The 24,691-nt window shown below is 30.9% G+C and carries 19 protein-coding genes and 6 tRNA genes; all 25 read left to right on the top strand.

All coding sequences use genetic code 11. The features are described from left to right. Positions 1–271: 271 nt before the first annotated feature. The 25 genes from CUEA01_RS00175 to murD all read left to right on the top strand — a co-directional run bounded on the left by CUEA01_RS00175 (position 272) and on the right by murD (position 23,783). Positions 272–1,810 (top strand): putative polysaccharide biosynthesis protein, encoded by a 1,539-nt coding sequence (locus CUEA01_RS00175; protein ID WP_234117057.1) that lies wholly within the window; start codon positions 272–274, stop codon positions 1,808–1,810. Positions 1,811–1,826: 16 nt separating this feature from the next. Further along, the gene (yabN, locus tag CUEA01_RS00170; protein ID WP_234117055.1) at positions 1,827–3,287 is read left to right on the top strand and encodes a bifunctional methyltransferase/pyrophosphohydrolase YabN; all 1,461 of its coding nucleotides are present in this window, start codon (positions 1,827–1,829) and stop codon (positions 3,285–3,287) included. Positions 3,288–3,383: 96 nt separating this feature from the next. Next, positions 3,384–3,659, top strand: coding sequence for an HU family DNA-binding protein (locus tag CUEA01_RS00165; RefSeq protein WP_234117053.1), 276 nt, complete (start codon positions 3,384–3,386; stop codon positions 3,657–3,659). A 64-nt stretch (positions 3,660–3,723) separates the two neighbouring features. Further along, positions 3,724–3,978: an RNA-binding S4 domain-containing protein gene (locus tag CUEA01_RS00160; protein ID WP_234117052.1), complete on the top strand. Its 255-nt coding sequence runs from the start codon at positions 3,724–3,726 to the stop codon at positions 3,976–3,978. Between the two features lie 59 nt (positions 3,979–4,037). Beyond that, positions 4,038–4,334 (top strand): sporulation protein YabP, encoded by a 297-nt coding sequence (yabP, locus tag CUEA01_RS00155; protein ID WP_234117051.1) that lies wholly within the window; start codon positions 4,038–4,040, stop codon positions 4,332–4,334. A gap of 14 nt (positions 4,335–4,348) precedes the next feature. Further along, positions 4,349–4,732, top strand: a complete 384-nt coding sequence (gene yabQ / locus CUEA01_RS00150; protein WP_234117049.1) for a spore cortex biosynthesis protein YabQ — start codon at positions 4,349–4,351, stop codon at positions 4,730–4,732. A gap of 96 nt (positions 4,733–4,828) precedes the next feature. Beyond that, positions 4,829–5,101, top strand: coding sequence for an FtsB family cell division protein (locus CUEA01_RS00145; protein WP_234122086.1), 273 nt, complete (start codon positions 4,829–4,831; stop codon positions 5,099–5,101). A gap of 47 nt (positions 5,102–5,148) precedes the next feature. Then, entirely contained in the window at positions 5,149–5,556 is a 408-nt protein-coding gene (locus CUEA01_RS00140) for a S1 domain-containing RNA-binding protein (RefSeq protein ID WP_234117047.1), read from the top strand. A gap of 553 nt (positions 5,557–6,109) precedes the next feature. Beyond that, positions 6,110–6,199: transfer RNA gene (locus tag CUEA01_RS00135), tRNA-Leu, on the top strand. 5 nt (positions 6,200–6,204) lie between these two features. Further along, a tRNA-Met gene (locus tag CUEA01_RS00130) sits at positions 6,205–6,280 on the top strand. Positions 6,281–6,296: 16 nt separating this feature from the next. Then, positions 6,297–6,386 (top strand) — tRNA-Leu (locus CUEA01_RS00125). Between the two features lie 6 nt (positions 6,387–6,392). Beyond that, positions 6,393–6,468: transfer RNA gene (locus tag CUEA01_RS00120), tRNA-Met, on the top strand. A 5-nt stretch (positions 6,469–6,473) separates the two neighbouring features. Further along, a tRNA-Met gene (locus CUEA01_RS00115) sits at positions 6,474–6,550 on the top strand. A 385-nt stretch (positions 6,551–6,935) separates the two neighbouring features. Further along, complete coding sequence (gene spoIIE, locus CUEA01_RS00110; protein ID WP_234117045.1) at positions 6,936–9,326, top strand: stage II sporulation protein E; 2,391 nt, start codon at positions 6,936–6,938, stop codon at positions 9,324–9,326. 389 nt (positions 9,327–9,715) lie between these two features. Further along, positions 9,716–11,104 carry a tRNA lysidine(34) synthetase TilS gene (gene tilS / locus CUEA01_RS00105; RefSeq protein ID WP_234117043.1) on the top strand — a complete coding sequence of 463 codons (1,389 nt, stop codon included), beginning with the start codon at positions 9,716–9,718 and terminating at the stop codon, positions 11,102–11,104. Next, complete coding sequence (gene hpt / locus CUEA01_RS00100; RefSeq protein WP_234117040.1) at positions 11,104–11,640, top strand: hypoxanthine phosphoribosyltransferase; 537 nt, start codon at positions 11,104–11,106, stop codon at positions 11,638–11,640. The genes tilS and hpt overlap by 1 nt, the downstream gene beginning before the upstream one ends. 79 nt (positions 11,641–11,719) lie before the next feature. Further along, positions 11,720–13,525: an ATP-dependent zinc metalloprotease FtsH gene (ftsH, locus tag CUEA01_RS00095; RefSeq protein ID WP_234117037.1), complete on the top strand. Its 1,806-nt coding sequence runs from the start codon at positions 11,720–11,722 to the stop codon at positions 13,523–13,525. 176 nt (positions 13,526–13,701) lie between these two features. Continuing rightward, positions 13,702–15,372, top strand: coding sequence for a formate--tetrahydrofolate ligase (locus CUEA01_RS00090; RefSeq protein ID WP_234117034.1), 1,671 nt, complete (start codon positions 13,702–13,704; stop codon positions 15,370–15,372). 171 nt (positions 15,373–15,543) lie between these two features. Continuing rightward, the gene (locus tag CUEA01_RS00085) at positions 15,544–16,323 is read left to right on the top strand and encodes a type III pantothenate kinase (protein ID WP_234117032.1); all 780 of its coding nucleotides are present in this window, start codon (positions 15,544–15,546) and stop codon (positions 16,321–16,323) included. An 8-nt stretch (positions 16,324–16,331) separates the two neighbouring features. Then, the gene (gene dusB, locus CUEA01_RS00080; protein WP_234117031.1) at positions 16,332–17,297 is read left to right on the top strand and encodes a tRNA dihydrouridine synthase DusB; all 966 of its coding nucleotides are present in this window, start codon (positions 16,332–16,334) and stop codon (positions 17,295–17,297) included. A gap of 308 nt (positions 17,298–17,605) precedes the next feature. Continuing rightward, entirely contained in the window at positions 17,606–18,085 is a 480-nt protein-coding gene (greA, locus tag CUEA01_RS00075; protein ID WP_234117026.1) for a transcription elongation factor GreA, read from the top strand. Between the two features lie 16 nt (positions 18,086–18,101). Then, a complete protein-coding gene (gene lysS, locus CUEA01_RS00070; protein ID WP_234117024.1) occupies positions 18,102–19,646 on the top strand; it encodes a lysine--tRNA ligase in 1,545 nt (514 codons plus the stop codon). 214 nt (positions 19,647–19,860) lie between these two features. Beyond that, positions 19,861–19,935: transfer RNA gene (locus tag CUEA01_RS00065), tRNA-Asn, on the top strand. Positions 19,936–20,174: 239 nt separating this feature from the next. After that, positions 20,175–21,566, top strand: coding sequence for a glycine--tRNA ligase (locus CUEA01_RS00060; RefSeq protein ID WP_234117022.1), 1,392 nt, complete (start codon positions 20,175–20,177; stop codon positions 21,564–21,566). 834 nt (positions 21,567–22,400) lie between these two features. Further along, positions 22,401–23,783 carry a UDP-N-acetylmuramoyl-L-alanine--D-glutamate ligase gene (gene murD, locus CUEA01_RS00055; protein ID WP_234117020.1) on the top strand — a complete coding sequence of 461 codons (1,383 nt, stop codon included), beginning with the start codon at positions 22,401–22,403 and terminating at the stop codon, positions 23,781–23,783. The last annotated feature ends 908 nt before the right edge of the window (positions 23,784–24,691 follow it).

Below are 24,691 nucleotides of genomic sequence, written 5' to 3'. Positions count from 1 at the left end.
AAGGTTTACCTGACGTAAGGAAAGGTAAATCATTCTTCATTGTACTCTGTACTTTGTACTCTGGTTTAAAGTTTCGCATTAATTTTAAAGTGTGAAAAGCGGTTAATTAAAGATAAACCACCGTGAAACTTGAAATTCACTTGTACTAAAATGCCGTCTTCTTGGCATTATGGTGCACATGAATTTCAATAGTTGAACTGGTATATCTATAACGTTAAAACTTGTAGTCAGAATTAAATATGCCTTATATAAATTTTGGAGGTATTTTATTATGAAGAAGCAATCTTTAATAAAAGGTACAATCATACTTGGGGTAGCGGGGATAATTGCAAAATTTTTAGGGTTATTCTTTAGATTGCCACTTGTTATGCTTATTGGCGATGAAGGAATAGGCTATTATCAAATGTCATATCCTCTGTATACCTTTTTCCTTGCAACAGCATCAGGAATACCAGTAGCTGTATCAAAAATGGTTTCAGAAAGAAATGCTGTAGGGGATAGAGAGGGAGTACTTATTGTTCTTAGAAAGGCAATACTTATGATGAGTATTCTTGGAGGAGGATTTACGATATTCCTTCTAGTATTTTCTAAAAATTTAGTTACATTTCTTAATTGGGATCATAAATCGTTTTACTCTTTGCTTGGAATATCTTTTGCACCATTATTTATTTCTATAGTGACTCCATTTAGAGGCTTTTTTCAGGGACTTCAGAATATGACACCAACTGCTGTTTCGCAAATAATAGAGCAAATAGGTAGGGTTTTGGTTGGAGTTGGACTAGCATACCTTCTTTTAGGAAAAGGAGTTGAATTTTCAGCTGGTGGTGCTGCTTTTGGTGCTACTTTTGGAGCAGTTATTGCTGGAATATATTTGATAATTAAATATGTTAGAACTATAAAGCAATTTGGAAATTTAAAAGTTAAAAATGATATGTCTGTTTTAACTAAACTCATATATACAGCTATTCCAATATCTATTGGTTCTGCTGTTAGTAGTGTCATGAGTTTATTGGATTCAATACTTGTTCCTCAAAATTTAATAAAAGCAGGTTTTAGTTATAAAGGAGCAGCTGAATTATATGGACAACTTACCGGAAAAGCTTTTGTATTAATAAATGTGCCACTTACATTATCAATGGCATTATGTATATCAATTGTGCCTGTTATTTCCGCAGCATTTGTGTTAAATAGAAGGACTGAACTTATAAGTAAGCTGGAAACTTCACTTAGAATATCAATGGCGATAGGGATTCCTTCATTTTTAGGATTATTTTTTATGGCTAATCCTGTAATGAATTTAATATTTCCTGGACATGCCTCAGGCAGTTATATTTTGAGATATTTAAGTATAAGTATACCATTTATTGTTCTTTCGCAAACAACTACAGCTATTCTTCAAGGCGTGGGCAAATATTCATTGCCTGTAATTAACCTTTTGATTGGTTGTACGGCGAAAGTAATTATAACCTCTAATTTAGTACCTTTACCGTCATTTAATGTATACGGCGCTATTATAGGGACTATAGTTGGTTATTTGGTAGCAGCTATACTTAATTTAATAGCAATAAAGGTTAATTTTAAGGTTAAATTAAAATACTATGATATTATAATAAAACCTGCCTATGCATCAGCTATTATGATATTAGGAGTTGTATTTCTTTATACGTATGTTTATAATAGAACAATGAATAATGCTATAAGCTGTGTAATATCAATTTTTTCGGGTATTATTATTTATGCAATTTTTATTATTTTGTTTGGGATATTTAGCTATGAGGATATAAAAAGAAGGCTAGTGAAAAAAAGGTGAAAAGAGGAGAGTTTTATTGATTAAAGTTGTTGGATTAGGCCCTGGTTCTAAGGATGCTTTGACTTTGGGAACTTTTGAACTTATAAAAAATAGCAAAAATGTGTTTTTTAGAACAAGTAAGCATCCTACTGTTGATTACTTAAACGAACTTGGGATTGAGATTAAAACTTATGATGAAAAATATGAAAATAGTGAAAGCTTTGATGATGTTTATAATTCTATTGCTGAAGATTTGCTGAAAAGGCATGAGGAAACTCAAGATGTAGTTTATGCTGTTCCAGGACATCCGCTTGTTGCAGAAAAATCTGTTTCAATATTAATAGAATTATGTAAACAAAAAGAAATAGAAATAGAAATATTGCCTGCTGTAAGTTTTATAGATGCAGTGATGGAAAGAATACAAATAGATCCTGTAAAAGGACTTAAAGTAATTGATGCTTTTGATATAAAAAATCAAATTTTAGATAAAAGAGTCGGCACAATAATAACACAAGTATATAACAAATTTATAGCATCAGATGTTAAGCTTGCACTTTTTGATTATTATAAAGACGAAACAGAAATATATTTTATAAGAGCTGCGGGAATTAAGGAAATAGAGAGTATAAGAAAAATACCTTTATATGAGCTAGATAGGCAAGAAGATATAGACTATTTAACTTCCATATACATCCCAGAGGACAGAGATAATTATAAAGATTTTAATGATTTACTTAACATAATAAATATCTTGAGAAGTGAAAACGGATGTCCATGGGATATGGAACAAACTCATGAATCTATAAAGAGAGCATTGATTGAAGAAAGTTATGAAGTTGTCGAAGCTATAGAAAAAAAAGATGATGATGCGATTGTTGAGGAATTAGGAGATGTACTCCTTCAAGTTGTTTTTCATGCACAAATTGGAAAAGAAGAAGGTATGTTTAATATTAAAGATATAATTACGGCTATATGTGACAAGATGATATATAGGCATCCACATGTTTTTGGCAATGTGAATTGTGAAAATAGTGAGAAGGTACTTAAAAACTGGGACGAAATTAAGAAAAAAGAGCAAGGGTTGGAAACATATACTGATGAACTTAAACATGTACCTAAAAATTTTCCAGCACTTATAAGAGCAGAAAAGGTTCAAAAAAAGGCTGCAAAAATAGGATTTGATATGGACAAAGTTGAAAGTGCATTAGATAAGGTTTTAGAAGAATTTTATGAGGTAAAAAATGAATATAAAAGCATAAAAAGGGAAAGAATATTAGAAGAAGTGGGCGATTTAATATTTTCTGTAGTAAATGTTGCAAGATTCCTTGACATTGATAGTGAATTTGCATTAAATTATACTATAGACAAATTTATTAACCGTTTTGAGTACATAGAGAACAAAGCATCCCAAAAAGGACTTAAACTTGAAAATATGACTTTGGATGAAATGGATAAACTATGGAATGAATCAAAATTGCGTGAAACAGATAAAATTTAATAAAAATATCTTTCAAAAGAAGGATTTTTATATTTAATGAAGAATATGCTAATGTATAATTAAAGCATACTCTCAAAATTTAAGGAGGTAACAAAAGTGAATAAAGCAGAATTAATAGCTAGTATAGCAGAAAAAGGAAATTTAACAAAGAAAGATGCAGAAACAGCATTAAAGGCATTTATAGAAAGTATTGAAGAAACTTTAGAAAAAAATGAAAAGGTTCAACTTGTTGGTTTTGGAACTTTCGAAACTAGAGAAAGAGCAGAAAGAAAAGGAAGAAACCCAAGATCAAAAGAAGAAATAACAATACCAGCTTCTACTGTACCAGTATTTAAAGCAGGTAAAGAATTCAAAGAAAGAGTAAATAAATAATAAGCTTAAGAGTAAATTAAAGAAATCCCGGTTTGAACCGGGATTTTTTGTAGCTGGAGGTATTATGAGATTAGATAAATATTTAAAAGTTTCTAGAATTATAAAAAGAAGAACTGTTGCTAAAGAAGCATGTGAAAGTGGCAGAGTTTCTATTAATGGTAAAGTTGCAAAACCTAGAACGGAAGTTAAAGAAGATGATATTATTGAAATAAGATATGCATCCAAGGTTTTAACGGCAAAAATTTTAAATATATCAAATCATGTACTAAAAGAAGAAGCAAAACAAATGTACGAAATAATATCAGGTGAAGAGATTTAAGTTATAACTTTGTCCTATTTTACATATATATTAAAATGTAGAATAGGAGGTAATTTGCCATGGAATCAAAAAAAGATATGAATGCAGAAAATAGTAAAAAAAGTCTTATGACTATAGAGAATAGAAAAAAACTTTTGCTTACAGGGGTAAGTGAGGTTGTTAGTTTTAATGATGAGCAGATTGAGCTTAATACTAATCTAGGTTTTCTTATTATTAAGGGCAGAGAACTTAAAATGAATAAATTAGATGTTCAAAATGGTGATATAGTTATAATAGGTCTTATAAACTCATGTGCATATACTGGAAGTGACAATAAAAGCAATAAAGACAGTATTATATCAAGATTATTTAAATAGGGTTAAGATGAATTATGATATTAACAATATATAATCAATTTGTGTTTTTGATATTTAACTTTATTGCGGGGATTTTAGCAGCTTCCTTATTTGATGTGTACAGAGTTATAAGAAGATTTGGAAATAATAATAAAATATTAACTGTTATACAGGACATCTTATTTTTAATTTTATCTGCCATAATTATATTTACTTTTTTATTATATACAAATGAGGCATATCTCAATGGATATGTATATATTTTTATGCTGATTGGTGTATTTTTCTACATGAAATTACTAAGTAAGATATATATAAAATTTGTAAGTTTTATTTTTAATAGATTGCTAAAAACACTTAGGATATGCAAAAATTTCATGGTATTTATTTTTGAATGTATATTCTTAAACAAAAAATAATAAATTACTTAAATAAATATCTTGAATAAATCACAAAAACATTTTAAAATATATATGAGTGCAATATTTCAGCTCTAGGGGAGAATGAGATATATGATTAAGAAATCAAAAATTAAAATGCTAATATGTGCTGTAATTATAATAAATATAGGTTATATAATTTTAAATCAGCAGATTACCATGCATAGAATAAAAAATAGTATTGTGGCTAAACAAAGCTCAGTTAAAAATCTTAAGGCTCAAAGTAAAAAATTACAGGATCAAATTAAGTTATCCAAAACTGATAAATATTCAGAAGTACTTGCAAGAGAACGACTAAATCTTATAAAAGAAGGCGAAACTCCTGTAATAGATACAAATAATAAATAGTTTAATAATATAAAATATATATATAATCAAGGAGGATTCTTTTTAATATGACCTTAAAGGCTGGAAGTATTTTAGAAGGTACTGTTGTTAATATCACTAATTTTGGAGCATTTGTTGAAATCGATGGGAAAACTGGACTTGTTCATATATCCGAGGTTGCAGATTCATTTGTTAAGGATATACGAGAGTATCTAAAAGAAAAAGATAAAGTGAAGGTAAAAGTTCTTTCTGTAGATGATAATGGTAAGATAAGTTTGTCAATAAAGCAAGCTTCTGCACCAAAAAAACCATCAGTAAAGCCAGTTGAAATAGATTGGGCAAAAAAGAACAAGGCACCAAGCGTAAATTTTGAAGATAAAATATCTAGGTTTTTAAAAGACAGCGAAGAAAAATTTGCAGACTTGAAAAAACATCAAGATTCTAGAGCTAGAGGCTATAGAAAAGGTTCAAACTAACTAGATAATTTTTACGATTGTTATATAGTGAAGCTAGCTCAACTATAAACTACATATGCACCATAATCCTTTGAAGATTAGTATTTTGGAACATAAGTGGTTTGAGTCTTGCAGTAGTTTCACTTTAGATATATCAGTTCAACTACCAAAATCAATTTGCATCATAATGCCTAGAAGACGGTATTTTGATACAAATTAATTTTGAAGTTTCAAGTGGTTTATCTTTAAAAACACGGAACTTTAATTTTGATGATGTTTCGTGTTTTTTTATTGCTTTCGCAATAGAACTATTTATGGTGCTAAGCGAAGCTTATACTATTTAAATTTAAGATTTACCTGACGAAAGGAAGGCAAATCATCCTTCATTGTACTCTGTACTTTGTACTTTGTACTCTGATTTATTGTGCTTAAACCCTTGATTTTACTTGGCTTTATTAATGTCCTAAAAAAATATGAAAAAAAGTTAAAAAAATTGTTGACAATAATATAGGGATGCTATATAATAGTTATTGTCGCTGATGAGTGATGCGAATTAAGCGCTAACAAGTGACATGCCGAAGTGGCGGAACTGGCAGACGCACAGGACTTAAAATCCTGCGATGCTAATACCATCGTACCGGTTCGATTCCGGTCTTCGGCACCACATATCGCGGGGTGGAGCAGCTGGCAGCTCGTCGGGCTCATAACCCGAAGGTCACAGGTTCAAGTCCTGTCCCCGCAACCATAAAATTTTATATTTTGCCGAAGTGGCGGAACTGGCAGACGCACAGGACTTAAAATCCTGCGATGCTAATACCATCGTACCGGTTCGATTCCGGTCTTCGGCACCACAATATCGCGGGGTGGAGCAGCTGGCAGCTCGTCGGGCTCATAACCCGAAGGTCACAGGTTCAAGTCCTGTCCCCGCAACCATACATGGCGGAATAGCTCAGCTGGCTAGAGCATTCGGTTCATACCCGAAGTGTCGTAGGTTCAAGTCCTATTTCCGCTACCATAACAAAGACTATTTCAATTTTGAAATAGTCTTTTGTTGTTTTAAGGATAAACCACTGTGAAACTTTAAATATAGAAATTACAATTTAACACAGAGTACGGTGAATGTAAAGTTTTGGTGATTGTGTGTACATATAGGAAAAACGGTTCAACTATTAAGATATCCATGTTCCAAAATGCCTTAAAGATTGGCATTTTGGAACATGGATATCTTAAGTTTTACCTTGGTTTCATCTTAGTAATGAATAAATAAATTATTCTAGGGATAAATGTCTTAAAAAAAATGTACAAGCATCCATCGATTGACAAACATTTCCAGTTACATCTGCTATAATTGAGTTTACCGATTGAGATAGTTTCACTATATATGGGTGGGAGATGTTAAAATGCAATACGATAGTGATGTTTTAACGTATGAGAGAGTAAATAAAAATAATAAAAAAAATACTAAAGTAAATGTAATAAACAAAACGTTTATAATTAAGTTGATTTTATATGTAATTAGCTCATTTTTTATAAGTAGGGTTATAATAATAAATTCTATGGCTCCATTTGGAATAGCCTTTATTATTGTGATTTTAAACTTAAAAGATGAAAGTAAATTTAATAGTATATCTTCACTTTCTGCGCTTCTTGGATATATTTCATTGCATAATGTACTTAAAGATTTTGAAATGTATGTAATTGCAATTTTGATTGTTACAGCTGTTTTGTGTGCTTTCAGAAAAGTTAAATTAAAAAAGAAATTGGCACTTACATTTGTAATGATTCTTTTTGAGTTTTGTTTATTCAAGTTTTTTGCTTTAAATTTAGATATAAGCTCAGCTGTTTTGTTATCATCTATTCAACTGGTAACAATAATTTCTATATACTATATTCTAAATTACTCTATGATATGCTTTGAAAATGTAAATTTAAAACATTTTTTTTCTGATGAAGAGATTATATGTATGGCAGTTATGATTTCGGTTATTATTTCAGGTACAAAGGGAGTAGGTTTCTATGATTTATCTGCTAGAAACATATTATCTATGTTTTTTATAATAGTTTTATCATATGTGAGCGGTAGTGCAATAGGAGGGGCATCGGGAATTGCCTTGGGTGCAATAATTGGAATGAATACAAATAATATACTAGTATATACGGGTATTTTAGGCGCATGTGGACTTATTGTAGGTGTGTTTAAAGAATTCGGAAAATGGATAAGTGGTATATCTTATTTAATTATAATTTCAATTTTAGTGCTTTATTGTGAAAATCATGCGGATTTTAAGTTTATAGAAGCTATGATAGCATGCGCTATATTTTTTGTAGTGCCTAATAAAATTTATAATAAACTTATGATGGAATTTAATTGGAGTAAAAAGCAAGAAGCTATGAGTGAAAATTATTGCGAAAAGATAAAAGATGCTTTTACAAATAGATTTAACAACTTCTCTAAAGTGCTTTTTACAATGTCAGATATATTGAATAACTTATCTGATAATGATAAGCTTGCACTTAAAACTAAAAGCTGTGGACTTATAGAAAATCTTGCAGATAGAGTTTGCAGCACATGTAATATGAAATGTATTTGTTGGAAAAGAGAAACTTACTATACTTATGCTGCATTTGAGGAACTAATACAAAATTTTCAGGATAATAATTTAAAGGTTCCTGAAGAAATAGAAAGAAAATGCATAAAGAGATCATCGATAATAAAAAATACAGAAGCAATAGTTAATGATTATGTTATGAATGAAATGTGGAGAATGCAGCTTAGTAAAGGAAGAGAGGTTATGTCTTCGCAAATAAATAATATGGGAACGTCGATAAACGAAATACTTTCGGAGTTTAACAATGAAATTAAATTTGATAATGAAATAGAAAAAAAGATTACAAAAGTGTTGTGTAAAAACAATATTGAATTTTCAGATCTAACTTGCCTAAAAAATGATAAGGATAGAGTTACTATAAAGTTATCTATGAAAGCATGTGGTGGAAGACAAATATGTGTAAAGGATGTATTGCCAATCATAAATAAGTCGGTTGAAAAAATCATGTGTGTTGGAGATGATGGATGTACAATATCACCAGATAGTAATTTATGTAATGTTTCATTTGAAGAAGCACCGAAATTTTATGTGGCATCGCATGTTAGTAGAGTTTGCAAATATGGCGAAAAGCAAAATGGCGATAGTTATAGTTTTGGAAAAATACGAGAAGGAAATTATATGGTGGTAATAAGTGACGGAATGGGATATGGTCCTCAAGCAGAGAAGGAAAGTAAATCTGTAATAGATTTAATAGAAAAGTTTACGACAGCTGGACTAAATAAGCTTACAGCAATAAATGCAGTGAATTCGATAATGTCACTTAAATTTACGGAAGATGAAAAATTTTCAACAGTTGATTTGTGCAACATAGACTTATATTCAGGCGATATTGAATTCTTAAAAGTTGGAGGTGTAAAGAGTTTTATAAAAAGAAAAAACAAGGTACAGGCTATTAATTCTAAAACGTTGCCAATAGGAGTATTGGATAAGGCAGATGTTGAGGTGACCAATAAAAAAGTACAAAATGGAGATATAATAGTTATGATAAGTGATGGAGTTATTGATTGTTCACATGACAAAGCAGGAGAATCAGATTGGCTAGTTAATACTCTAAGTAAAAATGATGGAACTAAACCTAAAGAATTAGCTGACGATATATTAAAAAAGGCCCTAGAATTATGTGGTGGTAAAGCTAAAGATGATATGACGGTAATAGTAAACAAAGTATATAATTTATATTGAAGTGTGCTATAATTAAAGAACAAGTGACGGAATACTAATATTCAGAGTACAGAGTACAGAGTACAGATGACAGAGTACAGTTAAGGTTGATTTACCTTTCCTTACATCAGGTAAATCTTAAACTTAAATGATATAAGCTTCGCTTATAGATATACCGTTTCAACTACCAAAAATCAATTTGTATCAAAATGCAATAAGACGGCATTTTGATATAAATTAATTTTGAAGTTTTAAGTGGTGTATCGCTAACAACATTGATGCTAGGATTGCGCAAGCAATCAAAAATAAGTTTTTAGATTTTTCGTAGTGGTAGCAGAGAAAAATCATCCTTCACTGTACTTTGTACTCTGTACTCTGTACTCTGAATAATTGATATTGGAGTGTTTTTTTTGATAAATAAAGTTATTAATACTATAATAAAAAACAATATGTTTAATAAAGGTGATAGAGTTGTAGTAGCAGTATCTGGCGGGCCTGATTCAATATGTTTACTTGATTTACTATATAAACTAAAATCACGATTTGAAATACAGATATGTGCAGCTCATGTTAATCACTGCTTGAGAGGCAAAGAAGCCGATGAAGATGAAAGGTATGTTGAGGATTTTTGCAAGGAATTAAATATAAAATTTTTTTGTAAAAAGGTAGATGTAAATTTAATTGCAAGTGAAAAAAAGCTATCAAGTGAAATGGCTGGTAGGGAAGTTAGATATAACTTTTTTGAAGAAGTTAAAGAAAAATTTAATGCAAATAAAATAGCAATTGCACATAATGCAAATGATAATGCTGAAACTATGCTTATGAGAATAATAAGAGGCACAGGGTTATCAGGAATGGTTGGAATAAAGGCAATAAGAGACGGATATTTTGTTAGACCTCTTATAGAAATAAGCAGACAGGAAATAGAAGACTATTGTATAGAAAATAGAATAACACCTAGAATTGATAAAACAAACAATGAAAGATTATACTCCAGAAATAAGATAAGGTTAGATTTAATACCTTATATCAAAAGTAATTTTAACGAAGACATAATTTCGGCTTTAAATAGATTGGGTGATTTAATAAAAGTTGATGATGACTATTTGCAAAAAAAATCTTATGAAAAATACAATAATTACTGTTGCTTTGATGGAAAAAATATTATAATAAATAAGGACGCTTTTAGTGAGCATGAAGCTATACTATCTAGAATAATTAGAAAAGCAGTTTATGATTTAAATGGAAGTACATATAATCTTGAGAAAAAACATATAGATGATATAATATACCTTCAGAAAATAGGAACTGGAAAAAAGCTAAATCTCCCTAATAAAATTGTTATTAGCAATAATTATGGAGATATCTGTTTGCATGTTAAAAATGAGGATATAATTAAAAATGAGAGTATATACAATGTTGATATAGAAGAAGCTGGCGAAATAAAATATCAAGACATTAAAATTAAATGTGAATTATTGTATAATAAAGATGAAATTAAAGTTAAAAGTGATAGATATACAAAGTATTTTGATGCTGATAAGACTGGAAAGAATATGTCAATAAGGTGCAGAAGAGAAGGCGACAGATTTATGCCTCTTGGAATGAAATCATATAAAAAGTTAAAAGATATATTTATTAATTTAAAGATTCCAAGAGATGATAGAAATAATATTCCAATGGTGTGTTTTGAAGATGAAATAGGATGGATTATTGGATATAAAGTGAGTGAGAAATTTAAAATAGATGATAAAACTCAAAAAATATTAAAACTAAAAATCGAAAGAGAGGATTACTAATGAGAGAAGACATTAAAAAAATATTACTTGATGAGGAGAAAATAAGTAAAAAAATCAAAGAAATTGGCAAGAATATAAGTGAAGACTATAAGGGAAAGGAGTTAATACTTATTGGAGTGCTAAAAGGTTCAGTCATGTATATGGCAGAACTTATGAAACAAATAGATATTCCGTGTACTATGGATTTTATGTCAGTATCAAGTTATGGAAATTCAACTACTTCATCTGGAGTTGTTAAAATTCTTAAAGACTTAGATGCAAGTATTGAAGGAAAAGATGTTTTAATAGTTGAAGATATAATAGATTCGGGAATAACTCTTAAATATTTAGCACAGTACCTTAGAGCTAAAAATCCAAATAGTTTAGAAATTACAACACTATTGAATAAACCTGAAAGGAGGAAGGCTGACATAGAGGTTAAATATATTGGATTTGAAGTTCCGGATTACTTTTTAGTTGGATACGGACTTGATTACGCAGAAAAATATAGAAACCTGCCATTCATTGGGATATTAAAAGAAGAAATTTATAAATAATTAATATATATGTTGTTGTAAACAATATTTTGTTATGATACAATTTTTAAATAGCTATACATAGAGAGGGGGGCCTAGAGTGAAAAAATTATCTAGTGCTACAGTTTGGATAGTAGTAACTATAGTCGTTATTTTGACTGTTCTTACATTATCACAATCAAATAAAACTAGTAATACTATAAGTTTTAATGAATTTCAAAAACAATATACACAAAATAATATAAAAAGCTTCCAAATGAAGGATGACAAAATGACAGTTGACGGAAAAATGAAAGATGGAAGTACTTTTGAAACTATTGTACCTTTAACAAGGTTAAATCAGTTTCTTTCTGTTCATCCTAATACTGATGTTGAAGAGTCATATATTCCACCTGCAAATATACCGGCTTGGTTTAGCTGGATACCTAATATTTTGCTGATTTTAATGATGGTTGTACTTTGGGTTATGTTCATGCAGCAGGCACAAGGAGGCAGTGGTAAGGGAGTTATGGGCTTTGGAAAAAGCAAAGCTAAAATGACTACGCCTAATGAATCTAAAAAAAGGGTTACCTTTGAAGATGTTGCTGGTGCCGATGAGGAAAAAGCTGAACTTGAAGAGGTAGTGGACTTTTTAAAAGAACCTAAAAGGTATGTTGAAATGGGAGCTAGAATTCCTAAAGGTGTACTTTTAGTTGGACCTCCAGGAACAGGAAAAACGCTTCTTGCAAAAGCTGTTGCTGGTGAAGCAGGAAGACCTTTCTTTAGTATTTCTGGTTCTGATTTTGTTGAGATGTTTGTTGGTGTAGGTGCATCAAGAGTTAGAGACTTGTTTGAGCAAGCAAAGAAAAATGCTCCATGTATAATTTTTATAGATGAGATTGATGCCGTTGGAAGACAAAGAGGAGCTGGCCTTGGCGGTGGACACGATGAAAGAGAACAAACTCTTAACCAACTTCTTGTTGAAATGGATGGATTTGGAGCAAATGAGGGCATAATAATACTTGCAGCAACTAATAGACCAGATATACTTGACCATGCACTTTTAAGACCAGGTAGATTTGATAGACAGATAGTAGTAGGTGCTCCAGATGTTAAAGGTAGAGAAGAGATACTTAAAGTTCACTCGAAAAATAAACATTTGGATGATGAAATTAAGTTAGATGTACTTGCTAAGAGCACTCCTGGTTTTACTGGAGCTGATCTTGAAAACTTAATGAATGAAGCAGCACTTTTAGCTGTTAGAGATAAGAAAACTTCAATTGGAATGGTTGAATTGGAAGAGGCTGTTAAAAGGGTTATAATGGGTCCTGAAAAGAAGAGCAGAATAGTAGATGAAGAAGATAGAAAACTTACAGCTTATCATGAATCAGGTCACGCAGTTTTGGGTAAATTACTTCCAAATGGAGATCCTGTTCACCAAATAAGCATAATTCCTAGAGGTATGGCTGGCGGATATACAATGCATCTTCCAGAAAAGGATAGTTCATATATGTCTAAGAGTAAGTTACTTGATGAAATGGTTGGACTTCTTGGTGGAAGAGTTGCAGAAAAATTAGTTATCGGAGATATAAGTACTGGTGCTAAAAGCGATATAGATAGAGCAACAAGTATCGCAAGGAAGATGGTAATGGAATATGGTATGAGTGAAGCACTTGGTACTATTAGCTTTGGAAAAGATCAAGATGAGGTATTCCTTGGAAGAGATCTTGGAACAAGTAGAAATTTTAGTGAAGAAATTGCTGCTAAAATAGATAGAGAAATAAAGAGACTTATAGATGATGCATATAGCAGAGCAGAAAGATTATTATCAGAAAATATGCCAAAGTTAGATGCAGTTGCTAGAGCGTTACTTGAAAAAGAAAAACTTGAAGCTGATGAATTTGAAGAAATATTTCAAAACAGTTAGGGATAAAGATGGAGAATTTTCTCCATCTTTTTTTATATACCTAAGTGTGAAAATCAATACTTATTTAAAACATAGCCATATTGAAAAAAAAGATATTGTGCTATAATATAAAAGGTTAATTATTATTAAAACGGGAAATATAACTATATAATTTTAAGAAGGGGCGATATTTACTTATGAAAACTGATATTGAAATAGCTCAGGAAGCTAAAATGGAGCCTATAGCTAAGGTAGCAGAAAAAATTGGATTGACAGAAGATGACATTGATTTATATGGTAAATATAAATGTAAGATATCACTAGATGTTTTGAAAAAAAATGAAAATAAAAAAGACGGAAAGCTTATACTTGTTACAGCTATAAATCCAACTCCAGCAGGAGAAGGAAAATCAACTGTAACAGTTGGTCTTGGAGAAGCTTTAAGCCAAATGAATAAAAATGCTGTAATAGCACTTAGAGAACCTTCACTTGGACCAGTATTTGGTATTAAAGGGGGAGCAGCCGGTGGTGGATATGCTCAAGTAGTACCTATGGAAGATATAAACCTGCATTTTACAGGCGATATGCATGCAATAACATCGGCAAATAATTTGTTATGTGCAGCTATAGATAATCACTTACATCAAGGAAATTCGCTTAGAATAGATCAAAGAAGAATAGTTTTTAAAAGAGTTATGGATATGAATGACAGGGCTCTTAGAGAAATAGTTGTTGGGCTTGGCGGGAAGATTAACGGTTTTCCAAGAGAAGATGGTTTCATGATTACTGTTGCCTCTGAAATAATGGCTATATTATGCCTTGCAACTAGTCTTATGGATTTAAAGGAAAGAATGGGTAAAATATTAATTGCGTATGATTTAGATGGCAATCCAGTATATTGCAAAGATTTAAATGTTCAAGGCGCAATGGCACTTTTGATGAAAGATGCTATAAGACCAAATTTAGTTCAAACGCTTGAAAATACTCCAGCAATAATTCATGGTGGTCCATTTGCTAATATAGCTCATGGTTGTAACAGTATACTTGCAACAAAAATGGCTTTAAAATTAGGTGATTATGTAATTACTGAGGCAGGTTTTGGTGCAGACTTAGGTGCTGAAAAGTTTCTAGATATAAAATGCAGGTATGGTAAACTTAATCCTGATTGTGTAGTAATTGTTGCAACAATAAGAGCATTAAAACATCACGGAGGAGTAGATAAGAAAGAATTAAATATTCCTAATGTTGAAGCTCTTAAAAAAGGCCTTGCAAATCTTCAAAAACAAATTGAGAATATAAAGAAATATGGTGTGCCTGTAGTTGTTGCTATAAATAAGTTTATAACTGATAGTGAAGATGAAGTAAAATGCATAGAAGAATTCTGTAAAAACGAAGGGGTTAAAGTTGCTCTTGCTGAAGTTTGGGAAAAAGGCGGAGAAGGTGGCCTAGAACTTGCAAAAGAAGTATTAGATGTAATTGAAAATGAAAAAAGCAATTTTAAATATTTATATGATGAAAAATTAAGTATCAAGGAAAAGTTGAATATTATAGCAAAAGAAATATACGGAGCTGATGGTGTAGATTTTACAACTCAAGCTCAAAAGCAAGTTAGTGAATTAGAAAGGTTTAATTTGGATAAACTTCCTATATGTGTAGCAAAGACTCAATACTCATTATCAGATAATCCAGCACTTCTAGCTAGACCAGAAGGTTTTAGAATTACTGTTAAAGAAGTGAGAGTATCAAATGGTGCTGGGTTTATAGTTGTTATGACTGGAAATATAATGACTATGCCAGGACTTCCAAAGGTACCTGCGGCTGAAAGAATGGATATAGCAGAAGATGGATCTATTGTAGGACTTTTCTAGAAAGTGTTTTATGTTTTATTGAATAAATAGGTAAACCAGTTCAACTATTGAAATATGGTATAGCTTTATTACAATAAAACTGCATGGAAGGTTTGATTTATTTAGCAAATTATACGAGAGTGGCTGTACACAATATTAAAAGCCACTCTTATTTTTAAGGAGTGTATTAATTTGATATTGGTTCTGGATGTTGGAAATACTAATATAGTTTTAGGCGTATATAATTCTGAAAAGCTTGTTGCTGAGTGGAGATTGTCTACTATTGCTGCAAGGACTTCTGATGAATATGGAATTCAGGTTTTGAATTTATTTCAATACAATAAGCTTGAACCTACAAAGGTTGAGGGTGCTATAATATCCTCAGTTGTTCCCAATATTATGTATTCACTTGAGCACATGGTAAGAAAATACTTTGAAATTGAACCTGTAGTAGTTGGACCTGGAGTTAAAACAGGTATTAATGTAAAATATGATAACCCGAGGGAAGTTGGTGCAGATAGAATAGTAAATGCTGTAGCAGCACATGAAATATATAAGAGATCCTTGATAATAATAGATTTTGGTACTGCTACTACATTCTGTGCAGTAAGGGGAAATGGAGATTACCTTGGAGGAGCTATATGTCCAGGTGTAACTATATCATCAGAGGCTTTGGTTCAAAAAGCAGCAAAGTTGCCTAGGGTTGAACTTGCTAAAACACCTAGTCTTATTTGTAAAAATACAATAGCAAGCATGCAAGCTGGCATAGTTTATGGATATATAGGGCAAGTTGAATATATAGTAAAGTTAATGAAAAAAGAATTGATGGAACTTAAAGAAAAAGAACCTCTAGTGGTTGCAACAGGAGGGCTTGCAAAACTTATAAGTGAAGAATCGGAGTATGTTGATGTTATAAATCCATTTCTTACTTTAGAAGGATTAAGAATAATATATGAGAAAAATAAAAAGTAGGTGATGTTTTGAATATATCAAATATTAGGTTTGATAATAATGTGTTTTTGGCACCTATGGCAGGAGTTACAGATATTATATTTAGAAGCATATGCAAGCAAATGGGATGCGGACTTACATATACAGAAATGGTAAGTGCAAAAGCTTTGTATTATGGCAGCGAAAAGACAGAAGAATTATTTCAAATATCAGAGCAAGAAGGAAAAGCTGCTGTTCAGATATTTGGAAGTGAGCCGCTTGTAATGGCAAAAAGCTGCGAATATTTTAATAAAAATGATAAAATAAGTATAATAGATATAAACATGGGGTGCCCTGCGCCTAAAATAGTTAAAAATGGTGAAGGTTCAGCGCTTATGAAAAATCCTAAACTTGCATATTCAATAGTAAAGGAAGTTAAGAAGGCAACCTTCAAACCAGTTACAGTTAAGTTTAGAAAAGGATTTAATGAGGATAATATAAATGCAGTTGATTTTGCAAAAACTATGGAAGAAGCAGGCGCAGATGCTATAACAGTGCATGGCAGAACAGCTGCTCAAATGTATACAGGAACAGCTGATTTAGATATAATAAAAAAGGTTAAAGAAAGTGTTAATATACCTGTAACAGGCAATGGAGATATATTCTCACCTGAAGATGCTATAAAGATGATTAATTACACAAATTGTGATGCCGTAATGGTCGCTAGAGGGGCAATGGGAAATCCATGGATATTTAGTGAGATATTGGACAAAATAAATAAACGTGAAGTGAAATATCCATCAGATGTAGAAAGAATAGATATGTGTATTAAGCATTATAAAATGGCTTTAAATCACTACGATGAGAATAGGGTAGTAAGAGAAATGAGAAAACAGATAGCGTGGTATATAAAAGGGTTGAAGAATTGTACTGAAATTAAATGCAGTATTAATATTGAAAATAATAGTAGTGAAGTAATAAAGAAGCTTGAGGAATATAGAGAAAGTTTCACTTAAGTCATTTTAAAGAAAATAACAAGTCCAACTTTCGACTATTTTGCGTAATACTTCGTCACCATAGCACGCTAAGCCGACCAGTAGTAAAATGTTACAGCTCCTTGCATTACACAAAGGCATTTCTCAATTTGAAATTATTATTTTTTAATATGCCTAAATTGTGTAATTAAAAATAAAAAACGGAATAAATATATTGTAAAGTAAAAGATACAATATTGACAATAACAAGGTGCTGTTCTATAATTACTTAAACCAGCGTAGTTAAAAAAGGGTTATAATTAAATATTACGTAAAGGGGAGAATTTGTAATGAGTGAAGGTAAAAAATACGTGCTCACTTATGAAGGAGTAAAAAAATTAGAAGAGGAACTACAATATTTAAAAACTACAAAAAGAAAAGAAATAACAGAAAAAATTAAAGTAGCACTTTCGTTTGGCGATTTAAGTGAAAACTCAGAGTATGATGAAGCTAAGAATGACCAGGCATTTCTTGAAGGTAAAATAGCGCAAATTGAAAATACCCTTAAAAATGCTGTTGTTATAGATGAAAGCGAACTTAAAAATGATATTGTTAGTGTTGGATCTAAAGTTAAAGTTTTGGACTATGAGTTTGACGAAGAAATAGTATTCTCTATAGTAGGATCTGCAGAAGCTGAACCTATGGAAAATAAAATTTCTAATGAATCTCCTGTTGGAAGCGCACTTATAGGTAAAAAAGTGGGAGATGTTGTAGAGGCAGAAGTTCCTGATGGCGTAAATAAATACAAAATTTTGGACATAACAAGATAAAAGTGGAGGTGTCGTAATGTCAAATGAGGAAAAGCAATTGACAAAAGAAGAAATAAAGAGAAGAAAGCTTGAAGCAAAAGCTGAAGCTGAAATGAATGATCTTTTAAGAGAGAGAAGACAGAAACTTTCTGACTTACAAGCTCAAGGTAAAGATCCTTTTGACGTTTATAAGGTTGAAAGATCGCATACTTCTGAAAAAATAAGAGAAGACTATGATGAATTAGAAGGAAAAGAAGTATCCGTAGCTGGAAGACTTATGTCTAAAAGGGTTCACGGAAAAGCTGGTTTCTCTGATATATATGATAGGTATGGTAAGATTCAACTTTATATAAAAATAGATGATGTTGGAGAAGAAAAGTTAAAAGAATACAAAACTTTTGATATAGGTGATTTTGTTTTAATAAAGGGAAAAGTATTTAAAACAAAAACCGGAGAAATAACTATACATATAACTGATTTTCAGTTGTTAGCTAAATCTCTAAAGCCATTACCAGAAAAATTCCATGGTCTTAAGGATCCAGATTTAAGATATAGACAAAGATATATAGACTTAATAATAAATCAAGATGTAAGAGAAACTTTTTTAAAGAGAACAGCTATAATTAAGGCAATAAGAGAATTCTTAGATAAAAGGGATTACTTAGAGGTAGAAACACCTATATTATCTCCAATTGCCGGTGGTGCAGCTGCTAAACCATTTGTAACTCATCATAATGCTCTTGATATAGATATGTATCTTAGAATTGCAACAGAATTATATTTAAAGAGATTAATAGTAGGCGGATTTGAAAGAGTTTATGAAATCGGTAAGAATTTCAGAAATGAAGGTATAGATGTAAGACATAATCCAGAATTTACAGCTATGGAATTATACGAAGCATTTTCTGATTATAATGATATGATGGAGCTTACTGAAAACTTAGTTGCATACGTTTGTGAAAAAGTTAATGGAACTACCAAGGTTACTTATGAGGAAACAGAAATAGATTTTGCACCACCATGGAGAAGAATAACTATGGTAGATGCAGTAAAAGAATATTCAGGAGTAGACTTCAATACTATAAAAACTGATGAAGAAGCAAGGGCTATTGCCAAAGAAAAGAAGATTGAACTTAAGAAGAAACTTGAAGATTGTACAAAAGGCGATATATTAAATGCATTATACGAAGAGTACGGTGAAAAGAATATGATACAGCCTACTTTTGTATATGATTACCCAGTTGAAATATCACCACTTACAAAGAAGAAAAGGGGAAATCCTGAGTTTACAGAAAGATTTGAAGGCTTTGTATATGGAAGAGAAATATGCAATGCTTACTCAGAATTAAATGATCCTATAGTTCAGAAAGATAGATTTTTACAGCAATTAAAGGAAAGAGAACTTGGTGATGATGAAGCATATATGATGGATGATGACTTCATAAATTCTTTGGAAATAGGAATGCCTCCAACAGGCGGACTTGGAATAGGAATAGATAGACTTATCATGTTCTTAACTAATGCGTCATCTATAAGAGATGTAATACTATTCCCTACTATGAAACCAGCACCACAAGAATAAAATTAATTCTTACAGGAATAAGGCATCTGAAAGAAAATAACAAATTGAGATTGCAAGATGATTTTTTAAGATGCTTAAATATAAAATAAAGGGGTTATCGGTTGATAGCTCCTTTATTATTAATCATTCTAATGAATTTGAAATTTATATAAAAAAATTAAAATAAGGTATTGCATTTTATAAAAAACCTGATATAATATTATTTGTAAGTCATTCCGCGATAGCTCAATGGTGGAGCACTCGGCTGTTAACCGATAGGTTGAAGGTTCGAATCCTTTTCGCGGAGCCATTTACTTTTTTGAAAAAAATAATATTTGTGCGATGATAAAGATTAGTAACTGTGTTTTCTTTAAGAGAGATTGTGGTTGGTGAAAACAATTAAGAGAATTTAGCGAATTGGAATCTTTGGAGTATTATTAAATAGTTGAAAAGTAGGGCTATTGCCAAGAAGGGTGGAACCGCGGAATTTTATTTCGTCCCTTTGAGGTAGTAGTCTTTTTGCATATAAATATTTAGGAGGTTGTTAAAATGGCTTGTGAAAAGACTATGGATAAAATAGTTGCATTAGCAAAAAGTAGGGGGTTTGTTTATCCTGGATCAGAAATATACGGAGGACTAGCTAATTCTTGGGATTACGGTCCTTTGGGTGTTGAATTGAAAAATAACGTTAAAAAAGCATGGTGGAAGAAGTTTGTACAAGAAAGTCCATATAATGTAGGATTAGATTGTGCTATCCTCATGAATAGAGAAGTATGGGTAGCATCTGGCCATATTGGAGGCTTTTCAGATCCTCTTATGGATTGTAAAGAATGTAAAGCTAGATTTAGAGCAGATAAGCTTGTAGAAGAACATTTAGCTGCACAAGGAAAAGATAATGTAAGCGCTGATGGATGGACAAATGAGCAATTAAAAGATTACATAGAACAAAATGGAATAGAATGTCCTAAATGCGGAGCAAAGAATTTTACAGATATAAGAAAGTTTAATTTGATGTTTAAGACATTTCAAGGAGTAACAGAAGATGCAACATCTGAAGTATACTTAAGACCAGAAACAGCACAAGGTATATTTGTCAACTTCAAAAATGTTCAAAGAACATCAAGAAAAAAAGTGCCATTTGGAATAGGTCAAATAGGTAAGGCGTTTAGAAACGAAATAACACCTGGAAACTTTATTTTCAGAATAAGAGAATTTGAACAAATGGAACTTGAATTTTTCTGCAAGCCAGGAACAGATTTAGAGTGGCACAAGTATTGGAAAGATTATGCTTGGGACTTTCTTATGAAACTTGGAATAAGTAAAGAAAATTTAAGATTTAGAGATCATGCAGCAGAAGAACTTGTATTCTATAGTAAAGCTACATCTGATATAGAATATCTTTTCCCATTTGGATGGGGTGAACTTTGGGGTATAGCAGATAGAACAGATTACGATTTAACACAACATATGAACCATTCTGGCAGTGATATGAATTATCTAGATCCAGTGACAAATGAAAAATATATACCTTATGTTATAGAACCATCACTTGGTGCTGACAGAGTTACATTGGCGTTTTTAGTAGATGCTTATGATGAAGAGGAATTAGAAGGCGGAGATGTAAGAACAGTAATGCACTTCAGTCCTGCACTTGCTCCTATAAAAGCTGCTATTTTACCATTAAGTAAAAAACTTTCTGATAAGGCATTAGAAGTTCATGCTAAATTAAGTAAGAGATTCAATGTAGAATTTGATGAAGCAGGAAGCATAGGAAAAAGATATAGAAGACAAGATGAAATTGGAACTCCTTATTGTATTACTATAGATTTTGACACTTTAAACGATGAAGCTGTAACAGTAAGAGATAGGGATACAATGACACAAGTAAGATTAAAAATAGATGAATTAGAAAAGTTTATAGAAGAAAAATTAGAATTTTAAAAAAGGCTATGTTTTAAAATAATGTTGATATGAGTTTATGACATTAATGGACTCTAAGAATTGCTCGTTTATAATTTGCTACCCATTTAGATGCATCGTCCTGATGCCTAAATGGCTTTGACCGTCCTAGTCAAAATTACGAAAATTATAAACGAGCAACCCTAAGAGTTCATAAAAGTCAACACATCACATCAACATTCTTTTAAAAATAGCAAACATACTAAAGGAAGCTATGTTTTAAATAAGTGTGAAAATCAACACTTATTTAAAACATAGCCTAAAAAATGAAGATGTACCATTTAGGTGGTGCATCTTTATTTTCTAGAGCACAGTAGTTTGATTTTGTTATAACAGAGAATAATATTAAGAAGGTCAAGACTTTAAATGGTCAAAGATGCGCAAAAAAAGAAAAATGCCGGATAAAAATCCGGCAAAATAGGGTTTAATCATGGGGATATGTTATATGTTCAATTAAAACTTGGGGAATTATATTAATGTTTTCCTTACGGCACGAATATATTATAACATAATATATTATTATTTTTCAATAGCCAACAAGAAAGTTTTTATATTTATTAAATTGAAAAAATTTCGACAAATAAGGCAGCTTAAAGAATAATAAGTCTATATTAAGAGATAGTTTTGTGTAATACAAGAAACTGTAACACGTTAATACCAGTTGCCTTAGCGTGTTACAGTGACTAAGTATTACGCAAAAATAGCCGAAAGTTGGACTTGTTATTTTCTTTAAGATGCTTAAAAGCAATATAAAAGTATTATCCTATTCTTACCGAAAGTGGTATAATAAAAAATTAGAAATGGGAGGGATGAAAAATGAAGAAGAACTTTTGTGAATTTAAAGATTATATTAAAGGGAAAAAAACAGCTGTTGTAGGTATGGGCATAAGTAATAGACCACTTATACATTTCCTAGTTAAACTAGGTGCTAATGTAACTGCTTTTGATAAGAAAAATAAAGAACAATTAGGCATTGATGTAGTAGATGAATTTGAAAAAATAGGGGTAAAATTAGAACTTGGAGAAAATTATTTAGATAAGTTAACAGGTTTTCAAGTGATATTTAAGACTCCTTCAATGAGGTTAGATAGTCCTGCCTTGGTTAAGGCAAAACAGGAAGGTTCTTTTATAACTTCAGAAATGGGTGAATTTATAAAGTATTGCCCTGCGAAAGTATTTGCTGTAACAGGTAGTGATGGAAAAACAACTACAACAACTCTTATATATAATATGTTAAAAGCTCAAGGCTATAAAACATGGGTTGGAGGAAATATAGGAACGCCATTATTTTCGCAAATAGAAGAAATTAAATCAGAAGATAAGGTAGTGCTAGAACTTTCAAGTTTTCAACTTATGAATATAAATGAGCCTATAGAAGTGGCTGTTGTTACAAATTTGAGTCCAAACCACTTAGATATACACAAAGATATGAATGAGTATGTAGAAGCTAAAAAGAATGTTTTTAAATATCAAAAAGAGGATGGTCTACTAGTCCTCAATATAGATAATGATATTACTAGGACAATGGTTTCAGAAGCTAAAGGAAGAGTTGTTACTTTTAGTAGAAAGCAGAAAGTTGATAATGGAGCTTATTATGCGGATGGAACTTTGTTTGTAGATGAAAAAGAAGTTTGCAAAAAAGATGAAATAGTAATCAAGGGTATGGATAATGTTGAAAATTATCTTGCAGCATTTTGCGCGGTAAGTAATGATGTAGAAATAGAAAATATGAAAAAGGTAGCAGAAACTTTCGCGGGAGTAGAGCATCGACGTGAATTTGTTAGAGAACTTGATGGAGTTAAATACTATAATGATTCAATAGCTACAAGCCCAACAAGAACTCTATCTGGACTTAATGCATATGGCAAACCGGTAATATTAATAGCAGGTGGATATGACAAACATATTCCATTTGAGCCACTTGCGGAAAATGGATATGATAAAATAAAAACTTTAATTTTGGTTGGAGCTACTAAAAACAAGATTAAAGCTGTATTTGATAAGCTTGAAGCAGAAAAAAACATTAAGGTTAATATGATATTAGCAGATACTTTTGAAGAAGCGGTTAATGAAGCAAGAAGAGTAAGTACTAAAGGTGATATAGTAACATTATCTCCAGCATGTGCTGGCTTTGATTTGTTTGCTAACTTTGAAGAAAGAGGAAAGACATTTAAGAAGATAGTAAATAGTTTTAAATAGGTAAAGTTTAATGGAATACAATCAGTATTTTTTAGAAATTCTAAATTAAGTTGTTCAATTAGAGAGTAAATTTAAGTTTGTAAGTATGGCTTAGATTTACTCTCTAATATTTTGTATACAAACACTCTACTCTTGGATTTCAAAACGTTAGGGTATTGAAATAGCCTATGGCATAATCAAAAATAAACTTCATATCGAAAATATTTCTGGTAAAAAACAATAATAGTCGAACAGGATTTTTATGTCGTCCAAATGTTGTTATTTAACTTAATTCAGGATTTAAAAAATGATTCCAACTATATTGTAAATGAGAATAAAAATAAAAAATGAAAATTAAAATATTGCTATAAGGTCAATATGAATATATTAGTCGACAACTTTAGAGAATATATAATTAAAATGGTTATAAAAGAGGATAAGGCAAAAAAGAAGCCTTGTAGACATATAGATGAATGAAATTAGAAAAAGCTTAGTTCCAATTAGATCTGGGAGAAGTAAGGCACGTATAAAATATAAAGGTAGAAATAGGTATATGCAAAACATCAAGCTAAATAGTTAAAAAACAAAAAGATTAATATGTAAAAAATCTATTTAGTTCAAATAATTAAATGGATTATTTGTGTCGTTATTTTTTAAATCAATTTTATATTAATTGAACTTATGGGAAGCTTCCTTAAGTTGATGATATTGAATACTTAAACCCATAGTATGTGTCCACATTTCCAAGAGTATCTATATGATTAAAAGAGAGTATTTTTGATATAAATGAAGTATAAGTGAGGTATTTATTTATAATAATAAAGTAGAATACAAATGGAAATGTAAAATGTGATATTATATTATTCGTCGTCAGCAAGCGACAACAAATCACAATTAAATCTTGAAAAACGAAATTTGAAAACAAATTA

The organism is Clostridium hydrogenum (assembly GCF_021432385.1).
Lineage (GTDB): Bacteria > Bacillota > Clostridia > Clostridiales > Clostridiaceae > Clostridium_S > Clostridium_S hydrogenum.
Note: the sequence above shows the minus strand (reverse complement) of the source record. Positions and strands in the feature narration are given on the sequence as shown.

Coding starts and splice junctions, on each gene's coding strand:
- yabP (WP_234117051.1), top strand. CDS start 4,038: ATGGAATCAAAAAAAGATATGAATGCAGAAAATAGTAAAAAAAGTCTT.
- CUEA01_RS00090 (WP_234117034.1), top strand. CDS start 13,702: ATGAAAACTGATATTGAAATAGCTCAGGAAGCTAAAATGGAGCCTATA.
- spoIIE (WP_234117045.1), top strand. CDS start 6,936: ATGCAATACGATAGTGATGTTTTAACGTATGAGAGAGTAAATAAAAAT.
- yabQ (WP_234117049.1), top strand. CDS start 4,349: ATGATATTAACAATATATAATCAATTTGTGTTTTTGATATTTAACTTT.
- murD (WP_234117020.1), top strand. CDS start 22,401: ATGAAGAAGAACTTTTGTGAATTTAAAGATTATATTAAAGGGAAAAAA.
- CUEA01_RS00060 (WP_234117022.1), top strand. CDS start 20,175: ATGGCTTGTGAAAAGACTATGGATAAAATAGTTGCATTAGCAAAAAGT.
- CUEA01_RS00140 (WP_234117047.1), top strand. CDS start 5,149: ATGACCTTAAAGGCTGGAAGTATTTTAGAAGGTACTGTTGTTAATATC.
- CUEA01_RS00160 (WP_234117052.1), top strand. CDS start 3,724: ATGAGATTAGATAAATATTTAAAAGTTTCTAGAATTATAAAAAGAAGA.
- hpt (WP_234117040.1), top strand. CDS start 11,104: ATGAGAGAAGACATTAAAAAAATATTACTTGATGAGGAGAAAATAAGT.
- lysS (WP_234117024.1), top strand. CDS start 18,102: ATGTCAAATGAGGAAAAGCAATTGACAAAAGAAGAAATAAAGAGAAGA.
- CUEA01_RS00175 (WP_234117057.1), top strand. CDS start 272: ATGAAGAAGCAATCTTTAATAAAAGGTACAATCATACTTGGGGTAGCG.
- greA (WP_234117026.1), top strand. CDS start 17,606: ATGAGTGAAGGTAAAAAATACGTGCTCACTTATGAAGGAGTAAAAAAA.